Annotated in this window: 19 protein-coding genes; 10 read left to right on the forward strand and 9 right to left on the reverse strand. The window is 52.1% G+C overall.

Annotation, left to right across the window (positions count from 1 at the left end; genetic code table 11):
• Positions 1-29 precede the first annotated feature (29 nt).
• From ychF to lolB, 5 genes are all read right to left on the reverse strand, one after another.
• Entirely contained in the window at positions 30-1,121 is a 1,092-nt protein-coding gene (ychF, locus tag L4174_RS03735) for a redox-regulated ATPase YchF (protein ID WP_248143448.1), read from the reverse strand.
• A 71-nt stretch (positions 1,122-1,192) separates the two neighbouring features.
• Positions 1,193-1,783, reverse strand: coding sequence for an aminoacyl-tRNA hydrolase (gene pth, locus L4174_RS03740; RefSeq protein WP_248143449.1), 591 nt, complete (start codon positions 1,781-1,783; stop codon positions 1,193-1,195).
• A gap of 126 nt (positions 1,784-1,909) precedes the next feature.
• Positions 1,910-2,857: a ribose-phosphate pyrophosphokinase gene (locus L4174_RS03745; RefSeq protein ID WP_248143451.1), complete on the reverse strand. Its 948-nt coding sequence runs from the start codon at positions 2,855-2,857 to the stop codon at positions 1,910-1,912.
• Positions 2,858-2,867: 10 nt separating this feature from the next.
• On the reverse strand, positions 2,868-3,752 hold the full coding sequence (gene ispE, locus L4174_RS03750) for a 4-(cytidine 5'-diphospho)-2-C-methyl-D-erythritol kinase (protein ID WP_248143835.1): 885 nt from the start codon (positions 3,750-3,752) through the stop codon (positions 2,868-2,870).
• An 18-nt stretch (positions 3,753-3,770) separates the two neighbouring features.
• Positions 3,771-4,445, reverse strand: a complete 675-nt coding sequence (gene lolB / locus L4174_RS03755) for a lipoprotein insertase outer membrane protein LolB (RefSeq protein ID WP_248143452.1) — start codon at positions 4,443-4,445, stop codon at positions 3,771-3,773.
• A gap of 285 nt (positions 4,446-4,730) precedes the next feature.
• On the opposite strand from lolB, the gene hemA reads away from it, so the two are divergent.
• The 6 genes from hemA (at position 4,731) to kdsA (ending at position 10,170) form a co-directional block, all read left to right on the forward strand.
• Positions 4,731-5,993 carry a glutamyl-tRNA reductase gene (hemA, locus tag L4174_RS03760; RefSeq protein ID WP_248143453.1) on the forward strand — a complete coding sequence of 421 codons (1,263 nt, stop codon included), beginning with the start codon at positions 4,731-4,733 and terminating at the stop codon, positions 5,991-5,993.
• A gap of 101 nt (positions 5,994-6,094) precedes the next feature.
• Positions 6,095-7,183: a peptide chain release factor 1 gene (prfA, locus tag L4174_RS03765; protein WP_248143836.1), complete on the forward strand. Its 1,089-nt coding sequence runs from the start codon at positions 6,095-6,097 to the stop codon at positions 7,181-7,183.
• Positions 7,183-8,028 (forward strand): peptide chain release factor N(5)-glutamine methyltransferase, encoded by an 846-nt coding sequence (gene prmC, locus L4174_RS03770; RefSeq protein WP_248143454.1) that lies wholly within the window; start codon positions 7,183-7,185, stop codon positions 8,026-8,028. Before prfA ends, prmC begins: the two co-directional genes overlap by 1 nt.
• Positions 8,029-8,081: 53 nt before the next feature.
• Positions 8,082-8,462 carry a SirB2 family protein gene (locus tag L4174_RS03775; protein WP_248143455.1) on the forward strand — a complete coding sequence of 127 codons (381 nt, stop codon included), beginning with the start codon at positions 8,082-8,084 and terminating at the stop codon, positions 8,460-8,462.
• A gap of 5 nt (positions 8,463-8,467) precedes the next feature.
• Positions 8,468-9,280, forward strand: a complete 813-nt coding sequence (locus L4174_RS03780; RefSeq protein ID WP_248143456.1) for a SirB1 family protein — start codon at positions 8,468-8,470, stop codon at positions 9,278-9,280.
• Between the two features lie 38 nt (positions 9,281-9,318).
• Complete coding sequence (gene kdsA, locus L4174_RS03785) at positions 9,319-10,170, forward strand: 3-deoxy-8-phosphooctulonate synthase (RefSeq protein WP_248143457.1); 852 nt, start codon at positions 9,319-9,321, stop codon at positions 10,168-10,170.
• A 118-nt stretch (positions 10,171-10,288) separates the two neighbouring features.
• Here kdsA and L4174_RS03790 read toward each other — a convergent pair whose 3' ends face one another.
• A complete protein-coding gene (locus tag L4174_RS03790) occupies positions 10,289-12,172 on the reverse strand; it encodes a methyl-accepting chemotaxis protein (protein ID WP_248143458.1) in 1,884 nt (627 codons plus the stop codon).
• 363 nt (positions 12,173-12,535) lie between these two features.
• Here L4174_RS03790 and L4174_RS03795 point away from each other — a divergent pair, with 363 nt between their 5' ends.
• Entirely contained in the window at positions 12,536-13,897 is a 1,362-nt protein-coding gene (locus L4174_RS03795) for a Na+/H+ antiporter NhaC family protein (protein ID WP_248143459.1), read from the forward strand.
• A 97-nt stretch (positions 13,898-13,994) separates the two neighbouring features.
• Here L4174_RS03795 and L4174_RS03800 read toward each other — a convergent pair whose 3' ends face one another.
• Entirely contained in the window at positions 13,995-15,878 is a 1,884-nt protein-coding gene (locus L4174_RS03800; protein WP_248143460.1) for a methyl-accepting chemotaxis protein, read from the reverse strand.
• Positions 15,879-16,573: 695 nt separating this feature from the next.
• Here L4174_RS03800 and ushA point away from each other — a divergent pair.
• From ushA to L4174_RS03815, 3 genes are all read left to right on the forward strand, one after another.
• A complete protein-coding gene (ushA, locus tag L4174_RS03805; protein WP_248143461.1) occupies positions 16,574-18,241 on the forward strand; it encodes a bifunctional UDP-sugar hydrolase/5'-nucleotidase UshA in 1,668 nt (555 codons plus the stop codon).
• A gap of 136 nt (positions 18,242-18,377) precedes the next feature.
• On the forward strand, positions 18,378-18,851 hold the full coding sequence (gene ybaK, locus L4174_RS03810) for a Cys-tRNA(Pro) deacylase (protein WP_248143462.1): 474 nt from the start codon (positions 18,378-18,380) through the stop codon (positions 18,849-18,851).
• A gap of 43 nt (positions 18,852-18,894) precedes the next feature.
• A complete protein-coding gene (locus tag L4174_RS03815; protein ID WP_248143463.1) occupies positions 18,895-19,509 on the forward strand; it encodes a LysE family translocator in 615 nt (204 codons plus the stop codon).
• Between the two features lie 9 nt (positions 19,510-19,518).
• Here the strand turns inward: L4174_RS03815 and smrA are convergent, their stop codons facing one another.
• Entirely contained in the window at positions 19,519-20,100 is a 582-nt protein-coding gene (gene smrA, locus L4174_RS03820; RefSeq protein ID WP_248143464.1) for a DNA endonuclease SmrA, read from the reverse strand.
• A 120-nt stretch (positions 20,101-20,220) separates the two neighbouring features.
• Positions 20,221-20,361, reverse strand: a complete 141-nt coding sequence (locus L4174_RS03825) for a DUF3149 domain-containing protein (protein ID WP_036754542.1) — start codon at positions 20,359-20,361, stop codon at positions 20,221-20,223.
• Positions 20,362-20,661: the final 300 nt, after the last annotated feature.

Here is a 20,661-nt window from a genome sequence, read left to right on the forward strand (position 1 = left end):
GCCCTGAAGTGTAGGTTTTTCGCTTTGCATCAGACGTTGAAACGGAAGTGAACCACATCGCCGTCTTTTACGATGTAATCTTTACCTTCCAGACGCCATTTACCAGCTTCTTTCGCACCACTTTCGCCATTGAACTCGATAAAGTGCTCGTAACCGACAACTTCAGCGCGGATAAAGCCCTTTTCAAAGTCGGTGTGGATCTTACCGGCAGCCTGAGGTGCAGTTGCGCCGACAGGAATGGTCCAGGCGCGGACTTCTTTCACACCAGCGGTGAAGTAAGTCTGCAGATTCAGCAGCTCATAACCGGAACGGATCACACGGTTCAGGCCCGGTTCTTCAATGCCCAGATCTGCCAGGAACTCTTCACGATCTGCATCGTCCAGCTCAGCAATTTCAGATTCGATTGCCGCACAAACCGGAACCACGACGGCGTTTTCTTTGCTGGCGTGTTCAATCACCATTTCCAGATGCGGGTTGTTTTCGAAGCCATCTTCGCTGACGTTTGCGATGTACATGGTTGGCTTCAGCGTCAGGAAGTTCAGGTAATCAATCGCTGCTTTTTCTTCTTTCGTCAGCTCAACGGAACGTGCCATACCACCTTCAGTCAGTGTCGGCAGCATTTTTTCCAGTACAGTGATTTCAAATTTCGCATCTTTGTCACCGCCTTTGGCACGTTTGGCCTGGCGCTGAATGGCACGCTCACAGGTATCCAGATCGGCCAGTGCCAGCTCAAGATTGATGATTTCAATATCGTCCAGCGGGTTGATCTTGCCGGCAACGTGCACGATGTTGTCGTTTTCGAAGCAGCGAACAACATGGCCAATCGCATCGGTTTCACGGATGTTCGCCAGGAATTTATTGCCCAGACCTTCACCTTTAGAAGCACCGGCAACAAGACCTGCGATATCAACGAATTCCATGGTCGTCGGCAGGATGCGCTCAGGATTGACGATTGCCGCCAGTTTATCCAGACGCAGATCAGGCACAGGAACCACGCCGGTATTTGGCTCGATCGTACAGAACGGGAAGTTAGCTGCCTCGATGCCTGCTTTCGTTAATGCATTGAAAAGTGTGGATTTACCTACGTTCGGCAGGCCCACGATACCACATTTAAAACCCATGGCTTGAAACCCTTTAGTGATGCTTCCGGCATCCCGCTTTCGGGCGGGATGGTGAAAAAGTCAGATTAAACTTACTCGGCTTTGAACGAATGAAGCCGGTTTTGTGCCTTGGTCAGACCGTCTTTCAGCCAGATATCAAGGCAGCGAACGGATTCGTCAACGGCAGCGTCAATCATGGATTGTTCGCCGACAGGGGCTTTGCCCAGTACGAAGCCGGTTACTTTGTTTTTGTCCCCGGGATGGCCGATGCCGACCCGCAGACGGTAGAAATTCTTGTTGTTGCCCAGTTTGCTGATGATATCGCGCAACCCATTATGGCCACCATGGCCGCCGCCCTGTTTGAACTTTGCCACCCCTGGCGGCAGATCCAGCTCATCATGTGCGACCAGAATTTCTTCCGGAGTGATCTGGAAGAAATTAGCCAGCGAGGAAACGGACTTGCCCGACAAGTTCATAAAAGTTGTTGGGATCAGCAAACGCAGATCTTCACCGTTCAGTTGGATCCGGCCTGTCAGACCAAAATATTTTGGATCGTTTTTCAGGCTGATGTTGTGGATTCTGGCCAGCTCTTCAACCACCCAGGCCCCTGCATTATGGCGTGTTTTGGCATATTCCGGACCCGGATTTGCCAGGCCAACCAGTAAACGGATTTTTTGACTCACGCTGGTCTCTCTATGTCGTCGGGATCAAAACGCGCGCTATGTTACCACCGCTGAGGAGATAAATAAAAACAAACACGCCCCGCACTGGGCGAGGCGTGTTGGCTGTCGTTCAGTTATTCTGAGCGATTAGTGCTCGAACATCGCAGAGATAGACTCTTCGTTGCTGATACGACGGATGGCTTCAGCCAGCATACCAGACAGGCTCAGAACAGAGACTTTGCCGGTATCCAACATGGCTTGAGACAGTGTAATCGAGTCCGTCACAATGACTTCGTCAATCACAGAATTTTTGATGTTTTCCGGTGCATTGCCAGAGAAAACCGGGTGAGTTGCGTAGGCAAAGACACGACGTGCGCCGCGCTCTTTCAGGGCTTCGGCAGCTTTACACAGGGTACCGCCAGTGTCGATCATGTCATCCACGATGATACAGTCACGGCCTTCAACATCACCAATCAGATGCATCACCTGAGAAACGTTCGCACGTGGACGGCGCTTGTCGATGATGGCGATATCGGTATCGTCCAGCAGTTTTGCCGTTGCACGGGCACGGACAACGCCGCCGATATCCGGAGAAACGACAACTGGATCTTCCAGTTTCTTCGCCAGCATATCTTCCAGCAGTACCGGAGAACCGAAGATGTTGTCTACCGGTACGTCGAAGAAGCCCTGGATCTGTTCGGCGTGCAGGTCAACGGTCAGGACGCGGTCAACACCTACGTTCGACAGGAAGTCAGCAACAACTTTAGCCGTGATAGGAACACGAGCAGAACGGACGCGGCGGTCTTGGCGGGCATAGCCAAAGTAAGGGATAACGGCAGTGATACGGCCAGCGGAAGCGCGACGCAGCGCGTCAATCATAACCACCAGTTCCATCAGGTTATCGTTGGTAGGGGCGCAAGTCGATTGAATGATAAAGACGTCGCTACCGCGGACGTTCTCATTAATCTGAACACAGACTTCACCATCGGAGAAACGGTTCACTGTCGCGTCTCCTAGTGAAATGTAAAGACGGTCAGCGATGCGTTGGGCTAGCTCTGGTGTAGCGTTACCAGCAAACAGCTTCATATCAGGCACGGGGTAAACCTCAGTTGCGTCCAAGTTGTATTGACTGACTTTCTGCAGCATGTTCACTCAGGGCCGTCATCAAAGGTGACTGATTCACCCCTTTCGCGACAAAACCACGGAGCCAGTCGGGTAGTTTTTTCAGGGTTGCAGTAGCCGCTTGCTGAGAGCTAAATTCAGCAAAAACACAAGCGCCAGTGCCGGTCAATCTCGACGGCGCGTATTCTAACAGCCACGAAAGCGCCATATCAACCTCAGGGTAAATTCTTCTCACGATTTTTTCGCAATCGTTTTCGTATTTGCTGTCCAACAGCACATTTAACTGGCGTTTCGGCGTATTTCGCGTTAAATCGGGAGCTGTGAATACATCTACCGTTGCAATGCTGACCTCAGGTTTGGCCACCAGGTACCATTTTTCCTCGGGTTCTGCCGGTTGTAACTGCTCACCAATGCCTTCTGCAAAGGCGCTGAAACCACGGACGAAAACCGGTACATCCGCCCCCAGAGCCAGCCCGATTTCGGCCAGTTCATCCGTGCTGAGCCCGGTTTGCCAGAGAAAGTTTAATGCAACCAGTGCGGTTGCGGCATTTGATGAGCCGCCACCCAGGCCTCCGCCCATGGGGAGAACTTTCCGGATGCCAATATCTGCTCCCGCGGTAATCCCGGCTTTGCGGCGCAGCGAATCTGCCGCCCGGTAAATCAGATTATCTTCAAGTGCCACGCCTTCAACGGCTGGCGTTAAAGTGATCACATCGTCCGGGCGGGCGGTGATCGTTAAGGTGTCGCCGTAATCCAGAAACTGAAATAAGGTTTGCAGTTCGTGGTACCCGTCAGGGCGTTGGCCGGTAATGTACAGAAACAAATTAAGTTTAGCGGGCGCAGGCCAGCTTGTCGTTTGTGTGTTCATCATTGAAGTCTGTGTCTGTTATTTTTGAGTCTGCCAGCGGCTGATCACCAGTTTGATGCGTTTATCACCCTGCGAAAGTACCAGTTTGCTGGGTAAGGCCGGGGAGACGCTTTCATCGTAAGCGTTGTAGTCAAGCTGCCACAGCTGGCCTCCGACTTCTTTTGCCAGATAGGCCACCCGGTTTTCAGCATTGAGCTGATACGTATCGGCACCTGTAGGTAATCCCAGCAGCCAGTCCCGCATCTGATTAATCGGCAGGGAGATATGGGTCAGAGACAGCACCAGCTGCGCAGGATCGCTTCCCTGATAGCGTTTGCCGTCATTATCAATGAGAACAGCCCGGCCCGGCTGGCTGTCGAGCTTCAGCAAGGTCGAACCAAGAAAATTGGTCAGCAGCAGATGATCGGAGCCCGTATTGGTTTTCCAGCTCAGGTTTGCGGTAAAGCGCTGCTCCGGGCTGATATAGCCCAGCTTTCCGTTCGCCTGAAAGGCAGAGATGGCGGATAATGCTTTCTGGTGTGTTTCCCAGTCGGTGGTGATCTGACTGATTTTTGGGGTTGTTGTACAACCGGCCAGTAAAATGATCAGGCTGCCCGTGAACAATGCTCGGGCCGGACGGAGCGACCGGATAAAGCGCTGTCCGGCCATCAGACCATCAGTCAGCGCAGAAAGGGGCGAAAACGCCTTTTGCATAAAATTCCCCTGAATGTCAGCAAGAGCTGAATTGCGTGTTTATCTTCTTCATTAAGAAATACATTAAAGCGCTATCATAGCATGACTTTATTTTCAGAATCTGTACGCCTCAGGTTCATGACATTTGTAAAAATTGTCTGTAAAGTCAGTTTTTGAATCGTTGCCGGGACGCAAGAAAACGTGTTCCGGCATACAGAATCGAGTCATATCCTTTTATTACGCAGGGGCATCAAGTAAAATGCGCCGCTGGATCTTTATCATCGAGAAGTAGGTAACACCACCTCCATGACCTTGCTTGCATTAGGAATCAATCACAAAACAGCGTCTGTTGACCTGCGTGAGCGTGTTGCCTTTTCGCCGGAGAAACTGACCGAAGCGCTGGAGACACTGGCACAGCACCCGGAAGTAAGCAGTGGTGTGATCGTTTCTACCTGCAACAGGACGGAAATTTACTGCGATGTTTCACACACCGGCCCGGGTGTCATGATCGACTGGCTGAGCCGTTTTCATGATTTGCCTGCCGAAGAACTGATGCCGAGTTTGTATTTCCATGAGGAGCAGGCGGCGGTCAGGCACTTAATGCGTGTGGCATGTGGTCTGGATTCTCTGGTGTTGGGAGAGCCGCAGATTCTGGGGCAGGTGAAGCAGTCTTATTCGGATTCGCGAAAGCATGAAGTCATGCACGGCATGCTGGAGAAACTGTTTCAGAAAGCATTCTCGGTGGCAAAGCGAGTCAGAACAGAAACCGATATCGGCGGCAATGCTGTGTCGGTGGCATTTGCTGCCTGTACGCTGGCAAAACAAATTTTTGAATCGATGAGTAAAGCGAGCGTGCTGCTCATCGGTGCCGGTGAGACTACTGAACTGGTCGCTCGCCATATGGTAGAACACGGCTGCCGAAAGATTATTATCGCCAACCGCACCCTGGAACGGGCGCAGACGCTGGCCGATGAATTTGGTGCAGAGGTGATCAGCCTGCCGGAGATCCCGGAGCATATTCATCGGGCGGATATCGTGATCAGCGCCACCGCCAGCCCGCTGCCTATCGTCGGCAAGGGAATGGTTGAAAAGGCGCTGAAAATGCGTCGCCATCAGCCAATGTTGCTGGTGGATATTGCCGTGCCGAGGGATGTTGAACCTGAGGTGGGTGAGCTGGAAGATGCTTATCTGTATTCGGTGGATGATTTGCAGAGTATTGTGGAACGGAACCGCGAGCAGCGAAAAGTGGCGGCGATTCAGGCTGAGGCGATTGTCAGTGAGGAAAGTGCAGCGTTTATGCACTGGCTGCGTTCACTGGAAGCGGTCGACAGTATCCGCCAATATCGTTGTTATGCTGATGAAGTGAAGCATGACCTGCTGAGCCGAAGCCTGCAGGCGCTGGCGAACGGCAGTTCTCCGGAAAAAGTCCTGACAGAGCTCAGCAACCGGCTGACGAATAAACTGATCCACGCGCCGACCAAGGCAATGCAGCAGGCTGCGCAAGACGGTGAACCGGAAAAACTGGCTGTGATCCGTGAAACCCTGGGGCTGGATGGCCTCAAAGAGTAACCGGGCCGCAAGGTGCTGGTAACGCGAACTGAATTATTTTCTGACACGCCATGCCGAGCGGGCATCGCGGGTCGTTATTAGGATCTGACGTTGTAAACATGATGAAACCGTCCATTTTAGCGAAATTAGAATCCCTGGTTGAACGCCATGAGGAAGTGCAGCATTTGCTGGGTGATGCTGCAATCATTGCTGACCAGGATAAATTCCGTGCTTTGTCCCGGGAATATTCGCAGCTTGAGGAAGTGAGTACATGCTTCCGTGCCTACCAGCAGGCACAGTCAGATTTGGCCACAGCCGAAGAAATGGCGGGAGAGGATGACCCGGAATTGCGCGAAATGGCGCAGGATGAAATCAAGCAGGCTAAAAGCGATATCGAACGTCTGGAAGATGAGCTGCAGGTTCTGTTGCTGCCGAAAGATCCGAATGATGAGCGCAACTGCTTTATTGAAATCCGTGCCGGTGCCGGCGGTGATGAAGCCGGTATCTTTGCCGGTGACCTGTTCCGCATGTACAGCAAATTTGCTGAAAGCCGCCGCTGGCGGGTTGAGGTGATGAGTTCCAACCCGGCTGAACATGGCGGTTATAAAGAGATGATCGCCAAAGTCAGCGGAGAAGGGGCATACGGCGTCCTGAAATTTGAGTCTGGCGGCCACCGTGTTCAGCGGGTGCCAGCGACTGAATCTCAGGGGCGGGTCCATACCTCTGCCTGTACCGTGGCGATTCTGCCTGAAATTCCTGAAGCGGAAATTCCGGAGATCAATGCCGGGGATCTGAAAATCGATACTTTCCGCGCATCCGGTGCCGGTGGTCAGCACGTTAACACCACAGACTCTGCTATTCGGATTACTCACTTACCAACAGGCATTGTGGTTGAGTGTCAGGACGAGCGTTCCCAGCACAAAAACAAAGCCAAGGCGATGTCTGTTCTGGCCGCCCGTATTATCAAAGCCGAGGAAGAAAAGCGTCATGCTGAAGAAGCCAGCACGCGCCGAAATCTGCTGGGCTCGGGTGACCGTTCCGACCGTATCCGGACCTACAACTACCCGCAGGGCCGGGTCTCGGATCACCGGATTAACCTGACGCTTTACCGTCTGAATGAAGTGATGGAAGGCGAGCTGAACAGTCTGATTGATCCTGTCCTGCAGGAACACCAGGCTGATTTGCTGGCAGCCATGGCTGATCAAAACTGATGAACCCTTCGATTGACTCTGCCCTGAAGCAGGCTGTGGCTCAATTGTCCGCTTCAGGCTCAGACAGTCCGCAAATTGATGCGGCGGTTTTGCTGTGTCATGTGCTTGGCAAGCCCCGCAGTTATCTGCTGACCTGGCCAGAAAAAGCGCTGTCGGATGCAGAGTCGGATGCATTTTCAGCGCTGCTGGCCCGTCGTCAGACCGGAGAGCCGGTCGCTTACATTGTCGGCGAACGTGAGTTCTGGTCGCTGCCATTCAAAGTTGCATCTCATACGCTTATCCCACGCCCGGATACAGAGCGGCTGGTCGAAGTTGCGCTGGAAAAAATTCCTGCAGGCTCCGCCGTGCTTGATCTGGGCACCGGCACAGGCGCGATTGCGCTGTCTCTGGCCTCTGAACGGCCCGATTGCCGCTTCACCGGGATTGATGTCCGGCCGGATGCGGCTGTGCTGGCAGAAGAAAACCGCCAGCGTCTGCAAATCAGTAATGCCCGGATTCTTTGCGGAAGCTGGTTCAGCCCGTTATCTGAGGATGAGCGTTTTGCGGTCATTGTCAGCAATCCGCCTTATATTGACGAAGCGGATCTGCACCTGAGTCAGGGAGACGTCCGTTTTGAACCCCGGACGGCGCTGGTGGCAGAAGAGGCGGGTCTGGCGGATATTCGTCATATCTGCGAACAAAGCAGAAGGTTTTTGACGCCGGGGGGCTGGTTATTGCTGGAGCATGGCTATCAGCAAGGCGAAGCCGTCCGGAATATTTTTGAACAACTCGGTTATCAGGAAGTGATGACCGTTCAGGATTATGCGGGCCTGGACAGAGTAAGCTTAGGCTGCTGGTCTGTCTGATCATTACGATCGGGTCGGTATTATTCGAAGGAAACGATAAAGAGAAAAACCAGATGTACATAGCACTGAAACATTTTCATTTAACGATTATCGCGCTGAGCGCTCTGCTGTTTGTCGTCCGTTTTGGCCTGATGATGGCAGATTCACCGTTGCTGCAGAAAAAAGTCCTGAAAGTGACTCCACATGTGGTGGATACCTTTCTGCTGCTGAGCGGTATTGCGCTGATCCTGTACACTGGCTTTATTCCGTTCACTGCGGGTGCGAGTTGGCTGACTGAAAAACTGACCTGCGTGCTGGCCTATATAGCACTGGGTTTCTTTGCCCTGAAATATGGCAAAAATAAGGTCTTCAAGACTTTCGCATTCCTGGGAGCCCTGGGCTGGTTAGCAATGGCCGGGAAGCTGGCTGTGACAAAACTGCCATTGCTGGGGTAAGACAGATGCAGTTCAACGATGAAAGCCGAGATTACGAAGCGGTGACCCTGGTCGAAGGTGCAATTGATCTGATGATGGATCTGGAACCCGGATTTCCTGCGCAATGGGTACGGTTGCAGCTCGCCAAGTTGGTGAAAGAAGCTGAAGCGGCCCTGATGTCTGAAACGAATCCGCATTTGCGTCTGGAAGGCTTGATCCGCCTGTTTTACCGAGAATGGGGATTCAGCGGCGATCGCAACCAGTACTATGCGGCCGAAAACGCATATCTGGATAAGGTACTGGAGCGACGCAAAGGGATCCCGGTGAGCCTGGGTGCCGTCTTCATGTACATTGCCCAGCATCTTGAATTGCCGGTTTCCGGCGTCGCTTTTCCAACCCAATATATCCTGCGCGTTGACTGGCCGGATGCCGACACCCAGTTTATCAATCCTTTTGATGGTGAGTTTGTCAGTCAGAAAACGCTGGGGGCCTGGCTGAAAGGCCATAAAGGTCCGCTGGCACCGTGGCGGGACAGTTATCTCACGGCTACGAGCCATACCGATGTGCTGGCCCGCTGGCTGACTGTGCTGAAAAGTGCCCTCTTAAGAGAAGAACAGTATGCCGACGCACTGCGTTGCAGCGATCTGGCTTTACTGTTACGTCCGGGGGATCCGCATGAAATCCGCGACCGGGGCTATATTTATCAGCAACTGGAATGCAGTCATGCGGCCGCAATGGACTATACCTATTTCATTGAACAGTGCCCGGAAGACCCGGCTGCCGAGCTGCTGAAGCTGCAGGTGAAAGTCCTGAGTGCACAGACGCAGGTGCTGCACTGAGCGTTCTGAACGAATTGACAGAAAAGAAGAGTAGAAGCATGCAACAGAAAGTGGTTCGTATTGGTGACATTGAGGTCGCTAACGATAAAGCCTTTGTGCTGTTTGGTGGTATGAACGTTCTGGAATCGCGTGATCTGGCGATGCAGATCTGTGAGCACTACGTCAAAGTCACTGAAAAGCTGGGCATTCCTTATGTGTTCAAGGCTTCCTTCGACAAGGCAAACCGTTCTTCGGTTCATTCTTACCGTGGTCCGGGAATGGAAGAAGGCCTGAAAATTTTTCAGGAACTGAAAGATACCTTCGGGGTGAAAATCATCACGGATATTCACGAGCAGTATCAGTGCCAGCCGGTGTCTGAAGTGGTAGATGTGATTCAGCTGCCTGCTTTCCTGGCGCGTCAGACCGATCTGGTTGAAGCGATGGCGAAAACCGGTGCCGTGATCAATGTGAAGAAACCACAGTTCATGAGCCCGGGTCAGGTGGGCAATATCGTCGAGAAGTTCGCTGAATGCAATAACGACCAGATCATTCTGTGTGAGCGCGGTGCGCTGCATGGCTACGATAACCTGGTTGTTGACATGCTGGGCTTTGATGTCATGAAACAGGCATCGAAGGGCAGCCCGATCATTTTCGACGTGACGCATGCACTGCAGTGCCGTGATCCGCTGGGCGCAGCATCTGGTGGTCGTCGTGAGCAAACCGTGACACTGGCGCGTGCCGGAATGGCAGCTGGGATTGCCGGTCTGTTTATGGAAGCGCACCCGAACCCGAATGAAGCGCGTTGTGATGGTCCGTCAGCCTTCCCGCTGGATAAGCTGGAACCATTCCTGAACCAGATCAAACAGCTGGATGACCTGGTGAAGAGCTTCGAGCCGATCGATATCCAGTAATTCGCAGTTAGCAGCAAAAATCAATAAAAAAGGGTGTCAGCAGACACCCTTTTTTATTGTTAAATTTTTATTGTTTATTCAGGAATTCCGGCCCGGTCTGTTAACCGGGCCGGAAGGATCACAGCTTAAAGCGGCTGATTTCCTGTTGCAGTTCGTGTGACAGTTCAGACAGCTGAGCCGCCTGTTGTGCAGCTTCACCGGCTTCCAGAGCCAGTTCGTTTGACACGTCGCGAATGCCTTCCGTATTGCGGGTGATTTCAGAGGTGACCGAAGACTGCTCTTCCGCCGCCGACGCAATCTGGGTCGCCATATCGCTGATGTTGGTGATCGCTGAAATAATCTGAATCAGGCTGGCAGATGCCGAATTGGCATCATCCACACTGGTTTCTGCCAGACGACGGCTGTCGCCCATAATACCGACGGCACGGCCAGTGGTCTGCTGCAGCGTTTCGATCATCTGCTGAATTTCCTGCGTCGAAGCATGCGTGCGCTGACTCAGGACACGGACCTCATCGGCAACCACGGCAAAACCACGACCCTGCTCACCGGCACGGGCCGCTTCAATCGCAGCATTCAGCGCCAGCAGGTTGGTTTGCTCAGCAATGTTCTGAATGGTCGACAGAATGGTGGTAATGCTTTGCGCATGATGATTCAGTTCACTGATGACATCCGTCGCGGTTTCCACTTCACCGGCAAGGCTGGTGGTTGAAGACTGGCTTTGTTCAACCTGCTCGGCACCATGTTCAGCCGCTTTGACCGTTTCGGTCGATGTGCGGGCGGTGTTGTCGGCGTTACCGGCAATTTCCTGGGTTGCAGCAGCCATCTCATTGATAGCCGTGGCGACCATGTTGATCTCATCCTGCTGATGACGAATCCGGGTGCTGCGCTCTTCAGCCTGAGAAGCTGTCTGATGCGCCTGAGAACTCAGCGACTGGGAAACATCCCGCAGGCGGGTGACCATGCCGTGCATGTTGCCCACAAAGCGGTTGAAGTTATGTGCCAGTTGGCCCACTTCATCATCGCTGCGTGGTTCCAGGCGTTGCGTCAGATCGCCTTCACCGGTCGCAATTTCAGCCAGTGCATCAGAGACTCGGCCCAGATCGCGGAACAGGAACCCGACCAGCCAGGCAACGGCTGCCAGGACAATCAGTGTAATGATGATTGAGGTGATGATCAGGCGAGTCAGAAGCTGGCTTTGGCTGGCTTCTTCCGTGGTCTTGTCCATTTCCAGGCCCAGGATCCACGGGGTGCCGGGAACTTCGGCAAAATAAAGCAGCTTGTCTGCGCCATTGATGGATTCGCTGATAATAGTGCCGCGGTTGACCGCCTGCTGGATGTCACTCATGCTCAGGTCCTGGCTGTAACCGTTGACCGGTTTCAGCAGCAGCCCCTGATCATGGTGAGCCAGGAAGGTATTGTCCTGTGTGTTAATCAGCATGGCGTAAGCATTTTTGCCCGCATCCAGACTGATCACATCAGAGATGAGCTGATCAATCAGCACGTCAGAGCCGATCACCGCAATCAGCTGACCGTTCTGCTTCACCGGCTCAGCCAGGGTGACCAGCAAGGCATTGGTCACCGCATCACGGTAGGCCGTGGTGATGATTGGTTTGTTTGCGGACTGGGCATCAATGTACCAGGGACGCTGGCGCGGGTCATAGCCTGCACGGTTACGCTCCGGATAAGAACGGAACATTTCTCCGGCCGGCGTACCAAAATAAATTTCGTCAAAACCACCGGCGTTGCGCGCCTGTTGCAGGAAAGGCACTGGATCAGAGGTTTGTACATAAGGTTTGACGGCACTGGTGACGCTGCGGCGAATGCTGATCCAGTCACTGATCCCTTTGGTCGCAGTTTTGCTCAGGCTGTCAGCGCGGCTGAAAATACTGTTTTGAGTTTGTTGATAAAGTTGATTCGCAGCCAGCCATGTCAGCGCGGTTGCCATAACCACGACGGCAGATAAGCTGGCACCTATGAGTTTTTGCTTTAGGGTCAGTTTCATTGTGAGTCTCGATGGATGGAACGGAAGCTGATGTTGATTTTTTCTCATTTGTTGCACAAAAAATGTGACAAGTGAGGAAAAATAATCCTGAGAATTCTATATAGCTATACGACTGTTGTATATGGAAATTTAAGGGTTATTGGCGACCGATTATTGACGTTCTAAGGATAAAAATTTGTCGGTCAGCGATAAGTGTTACATATTCAACTGGTTAGTTTTTACGGACATCTATGCAGCAAGTTTAATTTATTGAAAGTTTTTCAATTAAATGCATATTTAGATGTTTAGACGTCTAGAAGTTGACACGTGTGGATGTAAGTCTTAGGCTATGCGGCCAATTCAAAATAATATGCTGTAGTGATCATGTCGCACGATTCAACACAACATCCTTCGGAAACCATAGCGCCCTCTGCTTTGGCGTTATTACCGCTTGCTGTCTTTCTGGCTCTGTTCATCGGGGTGGGGAGCTATCTGACCTGGCAGGGCGTCGACTTTGCTTTTTATCAGTTACCGGCACCTGTCGCTGCCTTACCTGCAGTGCTGGTGGGCATTCTGCTGAGTAAAGACCGGCTGAATCAGAGCATCGAACAGTTCATGCGGGGTGTCGGCCACAGCGACATTATTGCAATGTGCATGATCTACCTGCTTGCCGGTGCCTTTGCGGCCGTCGCGAAAGCAACCGGGGGTGTGGATGCCACGGTTAATCTTGGTTTGTCGTTGTTACCATCCAGCCTGATTCTGCCGGGTATTTTCGTGATCGCAGCATTTATTGCGACCGCTATGGGGACATCCATGGGCACGATCGCTGCCGTCGCGCCGGTTGCTCTGGGAATTGCAGAAACTGCGGGCCTGGATAAAGCACTGACTGCCGGGGTTGTTCTGAGCGGCGCCATGTTTGGCGATAACCTGTCGATCATTTCAGATACCACCATTGCGGCAACCCGTTCTCAGGGATGTGCGATGCGCGATAAATTCCGTGAGAACATTGCGATTGCGTTACCGGCCGCGATTGCCGCGATCCTGCTGTTTCTGTTTGAATCGACCCCGACGCAAGCGCCTGCAGTGACCAGCATTGAATGGCTGAAAGTATTGCCGTATATCACGATTCTGGTTCTGGCCGTGGCCGGTCTGAATGTATTTGTTGTTCTCAGTCTCGGGCTCATTCTGGCAGGTGGTGTCGGTTTGCTGTCTGTGCCTGACTATGGTCTGGCGAACTGGGGACAGGATATCTATGCCGGATTCGGCAACATGCAGGAAATTTTCCTGCTCTCTATGCTGATTGGCGGCATGGGTGAGCTGATGCGCCGCCAGGGCGGACTGGCTTTCCTGACCCGGCTGATCAACCGGCTGATTGGCGGCTTTGGCCGTAAGGAAGGGGAGCAGTCACAGAAGGCCAGTGAGCTGGGGATTGCCGGTCTGGTGAGCCTGACGAATCTGTGTACGGCCAATAATACCGTGGCCATTATCGTCGCCGGTGGTGTGGCCCGTGAACTTGCTGAACAAAATGGTGTGACACCGCGTCGTTCGGCCAGCCTGCTGGATATTTTCTCCTGTGTAATTCAGGGAATCCTGCCTTATGGCGCGCAGGGTCTTTTGCTGGGTTCAGTTTTCGGCTTATCCCCGCTGACTGTGGTCAGTCATTCTTATTACTGTTTCTTCCTGGCGGGCAGTGCGGTGATCGCTATGCTGATTAAGCATCAGCAGCGGATAGCCGTCACGGCATAAGCCTGAACGACCCGGAATAAAAAAACACCCCGTTTGGGGTGTTTTTGTTGGTACTTCTGAATCTGCTTTTCTGAAACCAGTCTTGCTGAATCCGGGATTACAGCTTAAAGCGGCTGATTTCCTGTTGCAGTTCATGAGACAGATCTGACAATTGCGCAGCCTGCTGTGCCGCTTCGCTGGCTTCCTGAGCCAGGTCGTTGGACACATCGCGAATGCCTTCGGTGTTGCGGGTGATTTCAGAGGTCACAGAAGATTGCTCTTCCGCGGCAGAAGCAATCTGAGTGGCCATATCACTGATATTGGTAATCGCAGAAATAATCTGAGTCAGGCTGGCAGACGCTGAATTGGCGTCATCCACACTGGTTTCTGCCAGACGACGGCTGTCGCTCATAATGCCGACGGCACGACCTGTGGTCTGCTGCAGCGTTTCAATCATCTGCTGGATTTCCTGAGTTGAAGCATGCGTGCGCTGACTCAGGACACGAACTTCATCGGCAACCACGGCAAAGCCGCGACCTTGTTCACCGGCACGGGCTGCCTCAATTGCAGCATTCAGCGCCAGCAGGTTGGTTTGCTCGGCAATATTCTGAATGGTCGACAGAATGGTGTTGATGCTTTGCGCGTGATGGTTCAGTTCACTGATGACATCGGTCGCGGTTTCTACTTCACCGGCCAGACTGGTGGTGGAGTGCTGGCTTTGTTCAACCTGTTTTGCGCCGTGTTCGGCCGCCAGCACAGTTTCAGTCGATGTACGCGCGGTGTTGTCAGCATTGCCGGAAATTTCCTGCGTTGCCGCAGCCATTTCATTGATAGCCGTGGCCACCATGTTGATTTCATCCTGCTGGTGACGAATCCGGGTGCTGCGTTCTTCGGCCTGTGACGCAGTCTGATGCGCCTGAGAACTCAGCGACTGGGACACATCGCGCAAACGCATCACCATGCCATGCATGTTGCCGACAAAGCGGTTGAAGTTATCAGCCAGCTGGCCGACTTCGTCATCACTGCGAGGTTCCAGACGTTGCGTCAGATCGCCTTCACCGGTCGCAATTTCTGCCAGTGCCTCAGATACCCGGCCCAGATCGCGGAACAGGTAGCCAACCAGCCAGGCAACCGCAGCCAGTACAGCCAGAGTAATGACAATTGAGGTCAGAATCAGCCGGGTCAGCAGTTCGCTCTGGCTCGCTTCTTCTGTGTCTTTGTCCATCTCCAGACCCAGAATCCAGGGTGTGCCCGGTACTTCTGTGAAATACAGCAGCTTATCTTCACCATCGATGACCTCGTTCACCAGCTTGCGGGAACTGACCGCTTTCTGGATATCGCTCATGCTCAGCTCCTGGCTGTATCCGCTGATGGGTTTGAGCAGCAGAGATTTTTCAGGGTGTGCGAGGAAGGTGCTGTCCTGAGTGTTAATCAGCATGGCGTAAGCTTTTTTCCCGGCATCGAGACTGATCACATCAGAAATGAGCTGATCGATCAGCACGTCCGAACCGACGACGGCAGTCAGCTGACCATTACGCATGACAGGCTCAGCCAGCGTTACCAGCAGCGCATTGGTGATGGCATCATGGTATGCCGAGGTAATCACAGGCTGACTGGTCGATTGGGCAGCAATGTACCAGGGGCGCTGTCGCGGGTCATAGCCTGCACGATTCCGTTCCGGATTTGAGCGGACCATTTTACCCGTTGGGGTTCCGAAATAGGTCAGAGCAAACCCGCCGGCATCGCGGGCTTGCTGAAGGTAAGGAACTGGTTCGTTAGCTTCCACATAGGATTTGATCGCACCGGTAATCTTGAGACGTATATTAATCCAGTCACTGATCCCTTTAGTGGCTGTCTTGCTCAGGCTGTCAGCACGGTTGAATATGCTGTGTTGAGTTTGTTGATTGAGTTGGCTTGCGGCCAGCCAGGTCAGCGCGGTTGCCATAACCACGACAGCAGATAAGCTGGCACCGATGAGTTTTTGCTTTAGGCTCAGTTTCATTATGGGTCTCGGTGGATGGAACGGAAACGAAGAACGGTGTTAGCTCATCATGTTGCACAACAAAAAGTGTGACAAAAATGGGGGGTAGCAACACTTGAATTCCATATATTAATACGACGGCTGCCTGAATAAACTTAAATATTAGGCGTGACTAATATTTTGTTTGCATTGGCATAAAAGTTTGTTGAAAAGGGATAAGTATTCCAAATTCAAAGGATTATCTTATGGAAGGCGGAAGGACTGAAAATTTTATCGGTGAGATATTTTTCAGGCATAGTCCTGAATGTCTGATGCCCAGCGGGATCTCATCCGGAGTTTCTTGAGAGGACAAATTTGTCCATTGGCGGATCCTGTCAGTCAATTCAATGACTTGCTGTGGGAAGCGTTTCGGATGACTGTTTCTGCCGGGTTATCACTCCGGAAATTGAGATGTTGAATCAGTCTCATCAGGCTGTTCTGGAATCAGGCTGAATCAAATTTCTTGTTTTGAGAAATGCTCCCCATTTCTGGGATGTTTTTGCTGCTATCTCCTTCAAATATCAAAAATGATATCGATTGCATAGTGATCGGTTTAACACTCTGATGAAATCACCTGCCACGTCGCAATTGAATCTTTTACACTGAACACCGTTTTGGGCACTGCCACCACCACGGAGGGCGGCACGCCATGAGAGTAGACTGTGTAAGGTGATGAAATGACCACAAAACTGTTAACCCGTACTGCCTTGTCTGCGGGACTGTTATTGGCACTGGCAGGATGCGCTAGCCAGGATCAGGCTGCCGGCTGGCAGCAAGACCAGACCTATAAGTTCACAATTCTTCATACGAACGATCATCACGGCCGTTTCTGGACAAACCGTAATGGTGAGTATGGCATGGCTGCCCGTAAGACTTTGCTGGATGAACTGCGTGCTGATGTCGCTGAAGAAGGTGGTACCGCTCTGTTACTGTCTGGCGGTGATATTAATACCGGGGTGCCAGAATCCGATCTTCAGGATGCAGAGCCAGATTTCAAAGGCATGAACATGCTTGGCTACGATGCGATGGCTGTGGGCAACCACGAGTTTGATAACCCGATGGATGTGCTGCGCAAGCAGGAAGGCTGGGCGAACTTCCCAATGCTGTCTGCCAACATTTATGACAAGGCTACAGGCAAACGCCTGTTCCAGCCTTACCAGATTTTTGAACAGCAAGGGATCAAAATTGCCGTCATCGGTCTGACCACGGAAGATACGGCCAAAATCGGAAATCCGGAATATATCGGAAACATTGAGTTTCGCGATCCGAAAGCCGAAGCCAAAGCACTGATTGCCGAACTGAAAGAAACTGAGCATCCGGATGTGATTATCGCTGCGACGCACATGGGCCATTATGTCAATGGTAACCGCGGTGTGAATGCCCCGGGTGATGTTGCTCTGGCGCGCTATCTGGAGCCGGGTGATCTGGATCTGATCGTCGGTGGTCACTCGCAAGAGCCGGTTTGTATGGAAGCGCCGAACGTCGCCAATGACGGATTCAAGCCAGGCGATGACTGTAAGCCGGATCAGCAGAATGGTACCTGGATCGTTCAGGCGCACGAGTGGGGCAAATATGTGGGTCGCGCTGATTTTGAATTCAAGAACGGTGAGCTGAATCTGGTCAGTTATGATCTGGTTCCTGTGAACCTGAAGAAGAAAATCCAGCTGGCTGATGGTTCCTCACAAAGAGTGTTTGTTGAGAAGGAAATCCCTCAAAACTCAGAGGTGAAAGCCTTCCTGACTCCTTATCAGGAGCGTGGTCAGGCTCAGCTGAACGTGAAAATTTCTGAGTCAAACGGCAAACTGGAAGGCGACCGGAATGTGGTGCGTTTCAAACAGACGAACTTGGGACGTTTGATTGCAGCGGCGCATATGCAGCGCGCCAAAGCAGATTTTGCGGTCATGAACTCCGGCGGTGTGCGTGACTCAATTCCGGGTGGTGCGATTACCTATAAAGATGTTCTGAAAGTGCAGCCGTTCGGTAACATGGTGACTTACACGGATATGACAGGTGCAGAAGTGCTTGATTATCTGAATGAAGTGGCCACGAAACCAGTTGACTCAGGCGCTTATGCCCAGTTCTATGGCATCCGGATGGATGTGAAGAACGGCAAAGTCAGCAATGTGAAGATTGGCGGCAAAGCTTTGGTACCGAGCAAGACTTACCGTTTCACAGTGCCGAGCTTTAACGCCGCAGGCGGTGACGGTTATCCTAAATTGACGGGCCACTCAGGTTATGTAAACACAGGTTTTGTTGATGCAGAAGTGCTGAAAGATTACCTGGAAGCCAACAGCCCGGTGAACGTGAATAGCTTTGCACCAAAGGGTGAGATTGTTTACCGTTAATCCGAACTGACGACGGCTCAATGCAAGCTCACCTATGCACTTAGGTGAGCTTTTTTATTGCTGTCTGTATCTCAGTTGCCTTGGCGAAATGAGACCTGTTCGATATAGTGAGGAGCGAAAGATCTCGGAGGACAGGATGACACCCGCAATCAATCTAGCCAAAAAGCATAAAATTGCCCACACAGTTCATCAATACCAGCATGATCCCAACAATAGCAATTTCGGCATGGAAGCGGCTGAAGTGCTGGGGCAGAATCCGGCACGTGTATTCAAAACCTTGTTGTTTGCCTGTAATGGCGATCCTAAACAACTGGCTGTGGCCGTTGTTCCGGTTGCCGGAATGCTGGATCTGAAAGCGGCGGCAAAAGCGGCCGGGGCCAAGAAAGCGGATATGGCTGATCCTGCGATTGCGGAGAAAACGACAGGCTATATCGTGGGCGGAATTAGTCCTTTGGGACAAAAAAAACGACTGCCGACTTTTCTTGATGAATCGGCAAATTCATTCGAAACCATTTGTGTCAGCGCCGGGCGCCGAGGGCTGGAAATTGAACTGTCCCCGGCTGATTTACTGCAACTGACTGGCGGGAAGCTGGCAGCACTGGCCAGATAAACTTTAATTTTGAGACAGGCCTAAATGGCCCTGAGGAGAAGGGATGACTTTGACGATCTGGCTTTCACTACTGATGATTTGCATGCTGGGTGCGATGTCACCGGGGCCAAGTCTGGCGGTTGTTGCAAAGCACAGTCTGTCGGGCGGTAAGCTGCACGGGATAGCGACTTCCTGGGCGCACGCCTTTGGGGTGGGGGTGTATGCTCTGCTGACCTTACTCGGGCTTGCGGTGGTGCTGAAGCAGTCTCCGCTGCTGTTTCAGGTGATTACGTATTCTGGTGCGGCCTACTTAGCTTATTTAGGCATTAACGCGTTGCGCTCCAAAGGGGGCGTGGCTGCGAAACTGTCAGCCGGAGCGTCGGCCAGTCTGGGGGAAGCGGCGAGGGATGGCATCATGATTTCCATTCTGAATCCGAAGCTGGCCCTGTTTTTTCTGGCTCTTTTCAGTCAGTTCGTTGCAGTTGGCAGCCAAATGAGTGATCGCGCGATTATCGTGGCGACGCCACTGCTGGTGGACGGCCTCTGGTACACCCTGATTGCGCTGATCTTATCCCGACCTGCTGTGTTGGAAAAACTGCGCAGCCGGGCACAGCTCATTGACCGTTTGTCTGGCGTGGTTTTACTGATGCTGGCTCTGCGTGTGGTCTGGCTGGCTTAACTGGCCAGCCTAACTCATCCGTTTCTGATGCCGTTCCCGGTTTTCCAGTTTACGCTCCGGACTTTTCTTCAGCATGACGTACAGCGCTCCGTTGCCGCCGTGCTGACGCAGTGCGGAGTGATAACCCATCACGTCACTGATCTGAATTAACCAGGAAGCAACGAAACTTTTCATCAGTGCCGGTGGGGCAGAGCGCTCCCCTTTGCCATGCACAATCAGCACGGTCCGGATATCCATCCGCTGGCATTGCTTCAGGAAACTCAGGACTTCGTCTCTGGCTTCTTTCAGGGATTTCCGGTGCAAGTCGAGGCGGGCCTGAATGTCATATTTACCCAGACGTAATTTGCGAATCACACCATCCTGTACACCATCGCGCTTGAAATCCAGCATGTCGTCGGGTTTGACCATCCGGGCATAATCCAGTGACAGGTATTCAGGGTCACTGTCGGACAGGCTTTGGGCCGCAACCTGACGGGCGAGCTGAGACTCGGTAATCTGGTGTTTTTTCTCTGTAAGTACGGTGTCTTGTTCCAATGGGGCGACATCAGCCATCATTTCACGGAACAGATCCAGTTCATTTTGATCTGACATGGTGAGCTGTTTTTACTGCGGACTTTATGAGAATTATACGTGGCTGGCGGGGAAAAAAAAGAATCCTGGGGCCTGTCAGTGTCCGCAGGATTCAAGAAAGATTGGAGATAACGGAAAATATTACTGTTGTGAATCAGCTTTCATGACTTTGTAAACGAAATAGCCGCCATAAAAGATCATCAGCCCCAACGCACCGAAAATCACAATCATTGACGACAAACCGACCGGGTTACCGAAGAGTAAATCAAGCCAAAATTCCATGTGATGTCCTCTGCTGTATGGAAACTTGTTGCAATCTTAGTTTAAGGGGGTTGCAAGGCAGATGATCTGGATCAAGCTCGGACAAGGTTCCGTCAGTCAGGTGTATTTTTTGTGGTTTGGGCAATAAACCCTGCTCAAAGTGATGATTTACTCATCAAGCAGTAAAAAGAAAGGAAAATTTACTTCCTCCCCCCTTGCGTTTGGCAAATTTGCCAGTATTATAGGCCACCTCGAAAGGCAATGTGATTTGTCTGGCCTTTCAGCAAATTGTCGGTGAATAGCGCAGTTTGGTCGCGCATC

Origin of the sequence: Photobacterium sp. CCB-ST2H9 (assembly GCF_023151555.2) — a bacterium.
Taxonomy (GTDB): domain Bacteria; phylum Pseudomonadota; class Gammaproteobacteria; order Enterobacterales; family Vibrionaceae; genus Photobacterium.

Bases quoted from the DNA above. Each gene is read 5' to 3' on its own strand.
- ychF (WP_248143448.1), bottom strand. From the start codon at position 1,121: ATGGGTTTTAAATGTGGTATCGTGGGCCTGCCGAACGTAGGTAAATCC.
- ispE (WP_248143835.1), bottom strand. From the start codon at position 3,752: ATGAACACACAAACGACAAGCTGGCCTGCGCCCGCTAAACTTAATTTG.
- lolB (WP_248143452.1), bottom strand. From the start codon at position 4,445: ATGCAAAAGGCGTTTTCGCCCCTTTCTGCGCTGACTGATGGTCTGATG.
- hemA (WP_248143453.1), top strand. From the start codon at position 4,731: ATGACCTTGCTTGCATTAGGAATCAATCACAAAACAGCGTCTGTTGAC.
- prfA (WP_248143836.1), top strand. From the start codon at position 6,095: ATGAAACCGTCCATTTTAGCGAAATTAGAATCCCTGGTTGAACGCCAT.
- prmC (WP_248143454.1), top strand. From the start codon at position 7,183: ATGAACCCTTCGATTGACTCTGCCCTGAAGCAGGCTGTGGCTCAATTG.
- L4174_RS03775 (WP_248143455.1), top strand. From the start codon at position 8,082: ATGTACATAGCACTGAAACATTTTCATTTAACGATTATCGCGCTGAGC.
- L4174_RS03780 (WP_248143456.1), top strand. From the start codon at position 8,468: ATGCAGTTCAACGATGAAAGCCGAGATTACGAAGCGGTGACCCTGGTC.
- kdsA (WP_248143457.1), top strand. From the start codon at position 9,319: ATGCAACAGAAAGTGGTTCGTATTGGTGACATTGAGGTCGCTAACGAT.
- L4174_RS03790 (WP_248143458.1), bottom strand. From the start codon at position 12,172: ATGAAACTGACCCTAAAGCAAAAACTCATAGGTGCCAGCTTATCTGCC.
- L4174_RS03795 (WP_248143459.1), top strand. From the start codon at position 12,536: ATGTCGCACGATTCAACACAACATCCTTCGGAAACCATAGCGCCCTCT.
- L4174_RS03800 (WP_248143460.1), bottom strand. From the start codon at position 15,878: ATGAAACTGAGCCTAAAGCAAAAACTCATCGGTGCCAGCTTATCTGCT.
- ushA (WP_248143461.1), top strand. From the start codon at position 16,574: ATGACCACAAAACTGTTAACCCGTACTGCCTTGTCTGCGGGACTGTTA.
- ybaK (WP_248143462.1), top strand. From the start codon at position 18,378: ATGACACCCGCAATCAATCTAGCCAAAAAGCATAAAATTGCCCACACA.
- L4174_RS03815 (WP_248143463.1), top strand. From the start codon at position 18,895: ATGACTTTGACGATCTGGCTTTCACTACTGATGATTTGCATGCTGGGT.
- smrA (WP_248143464.1), bottom strand. From the start codon at position 20,100: ATGTCAGATCAAAATGAACTGGATCTGTTCCGTGAAATGATGGCTGAT.
- L4174_RS03825 (WP_036754542.1), bottom strand. From the start codon at position 20,361: ATGGAATTTTGGCTTGATTTACTCTTCGGTAACCCGGTCGGTTTGTCG.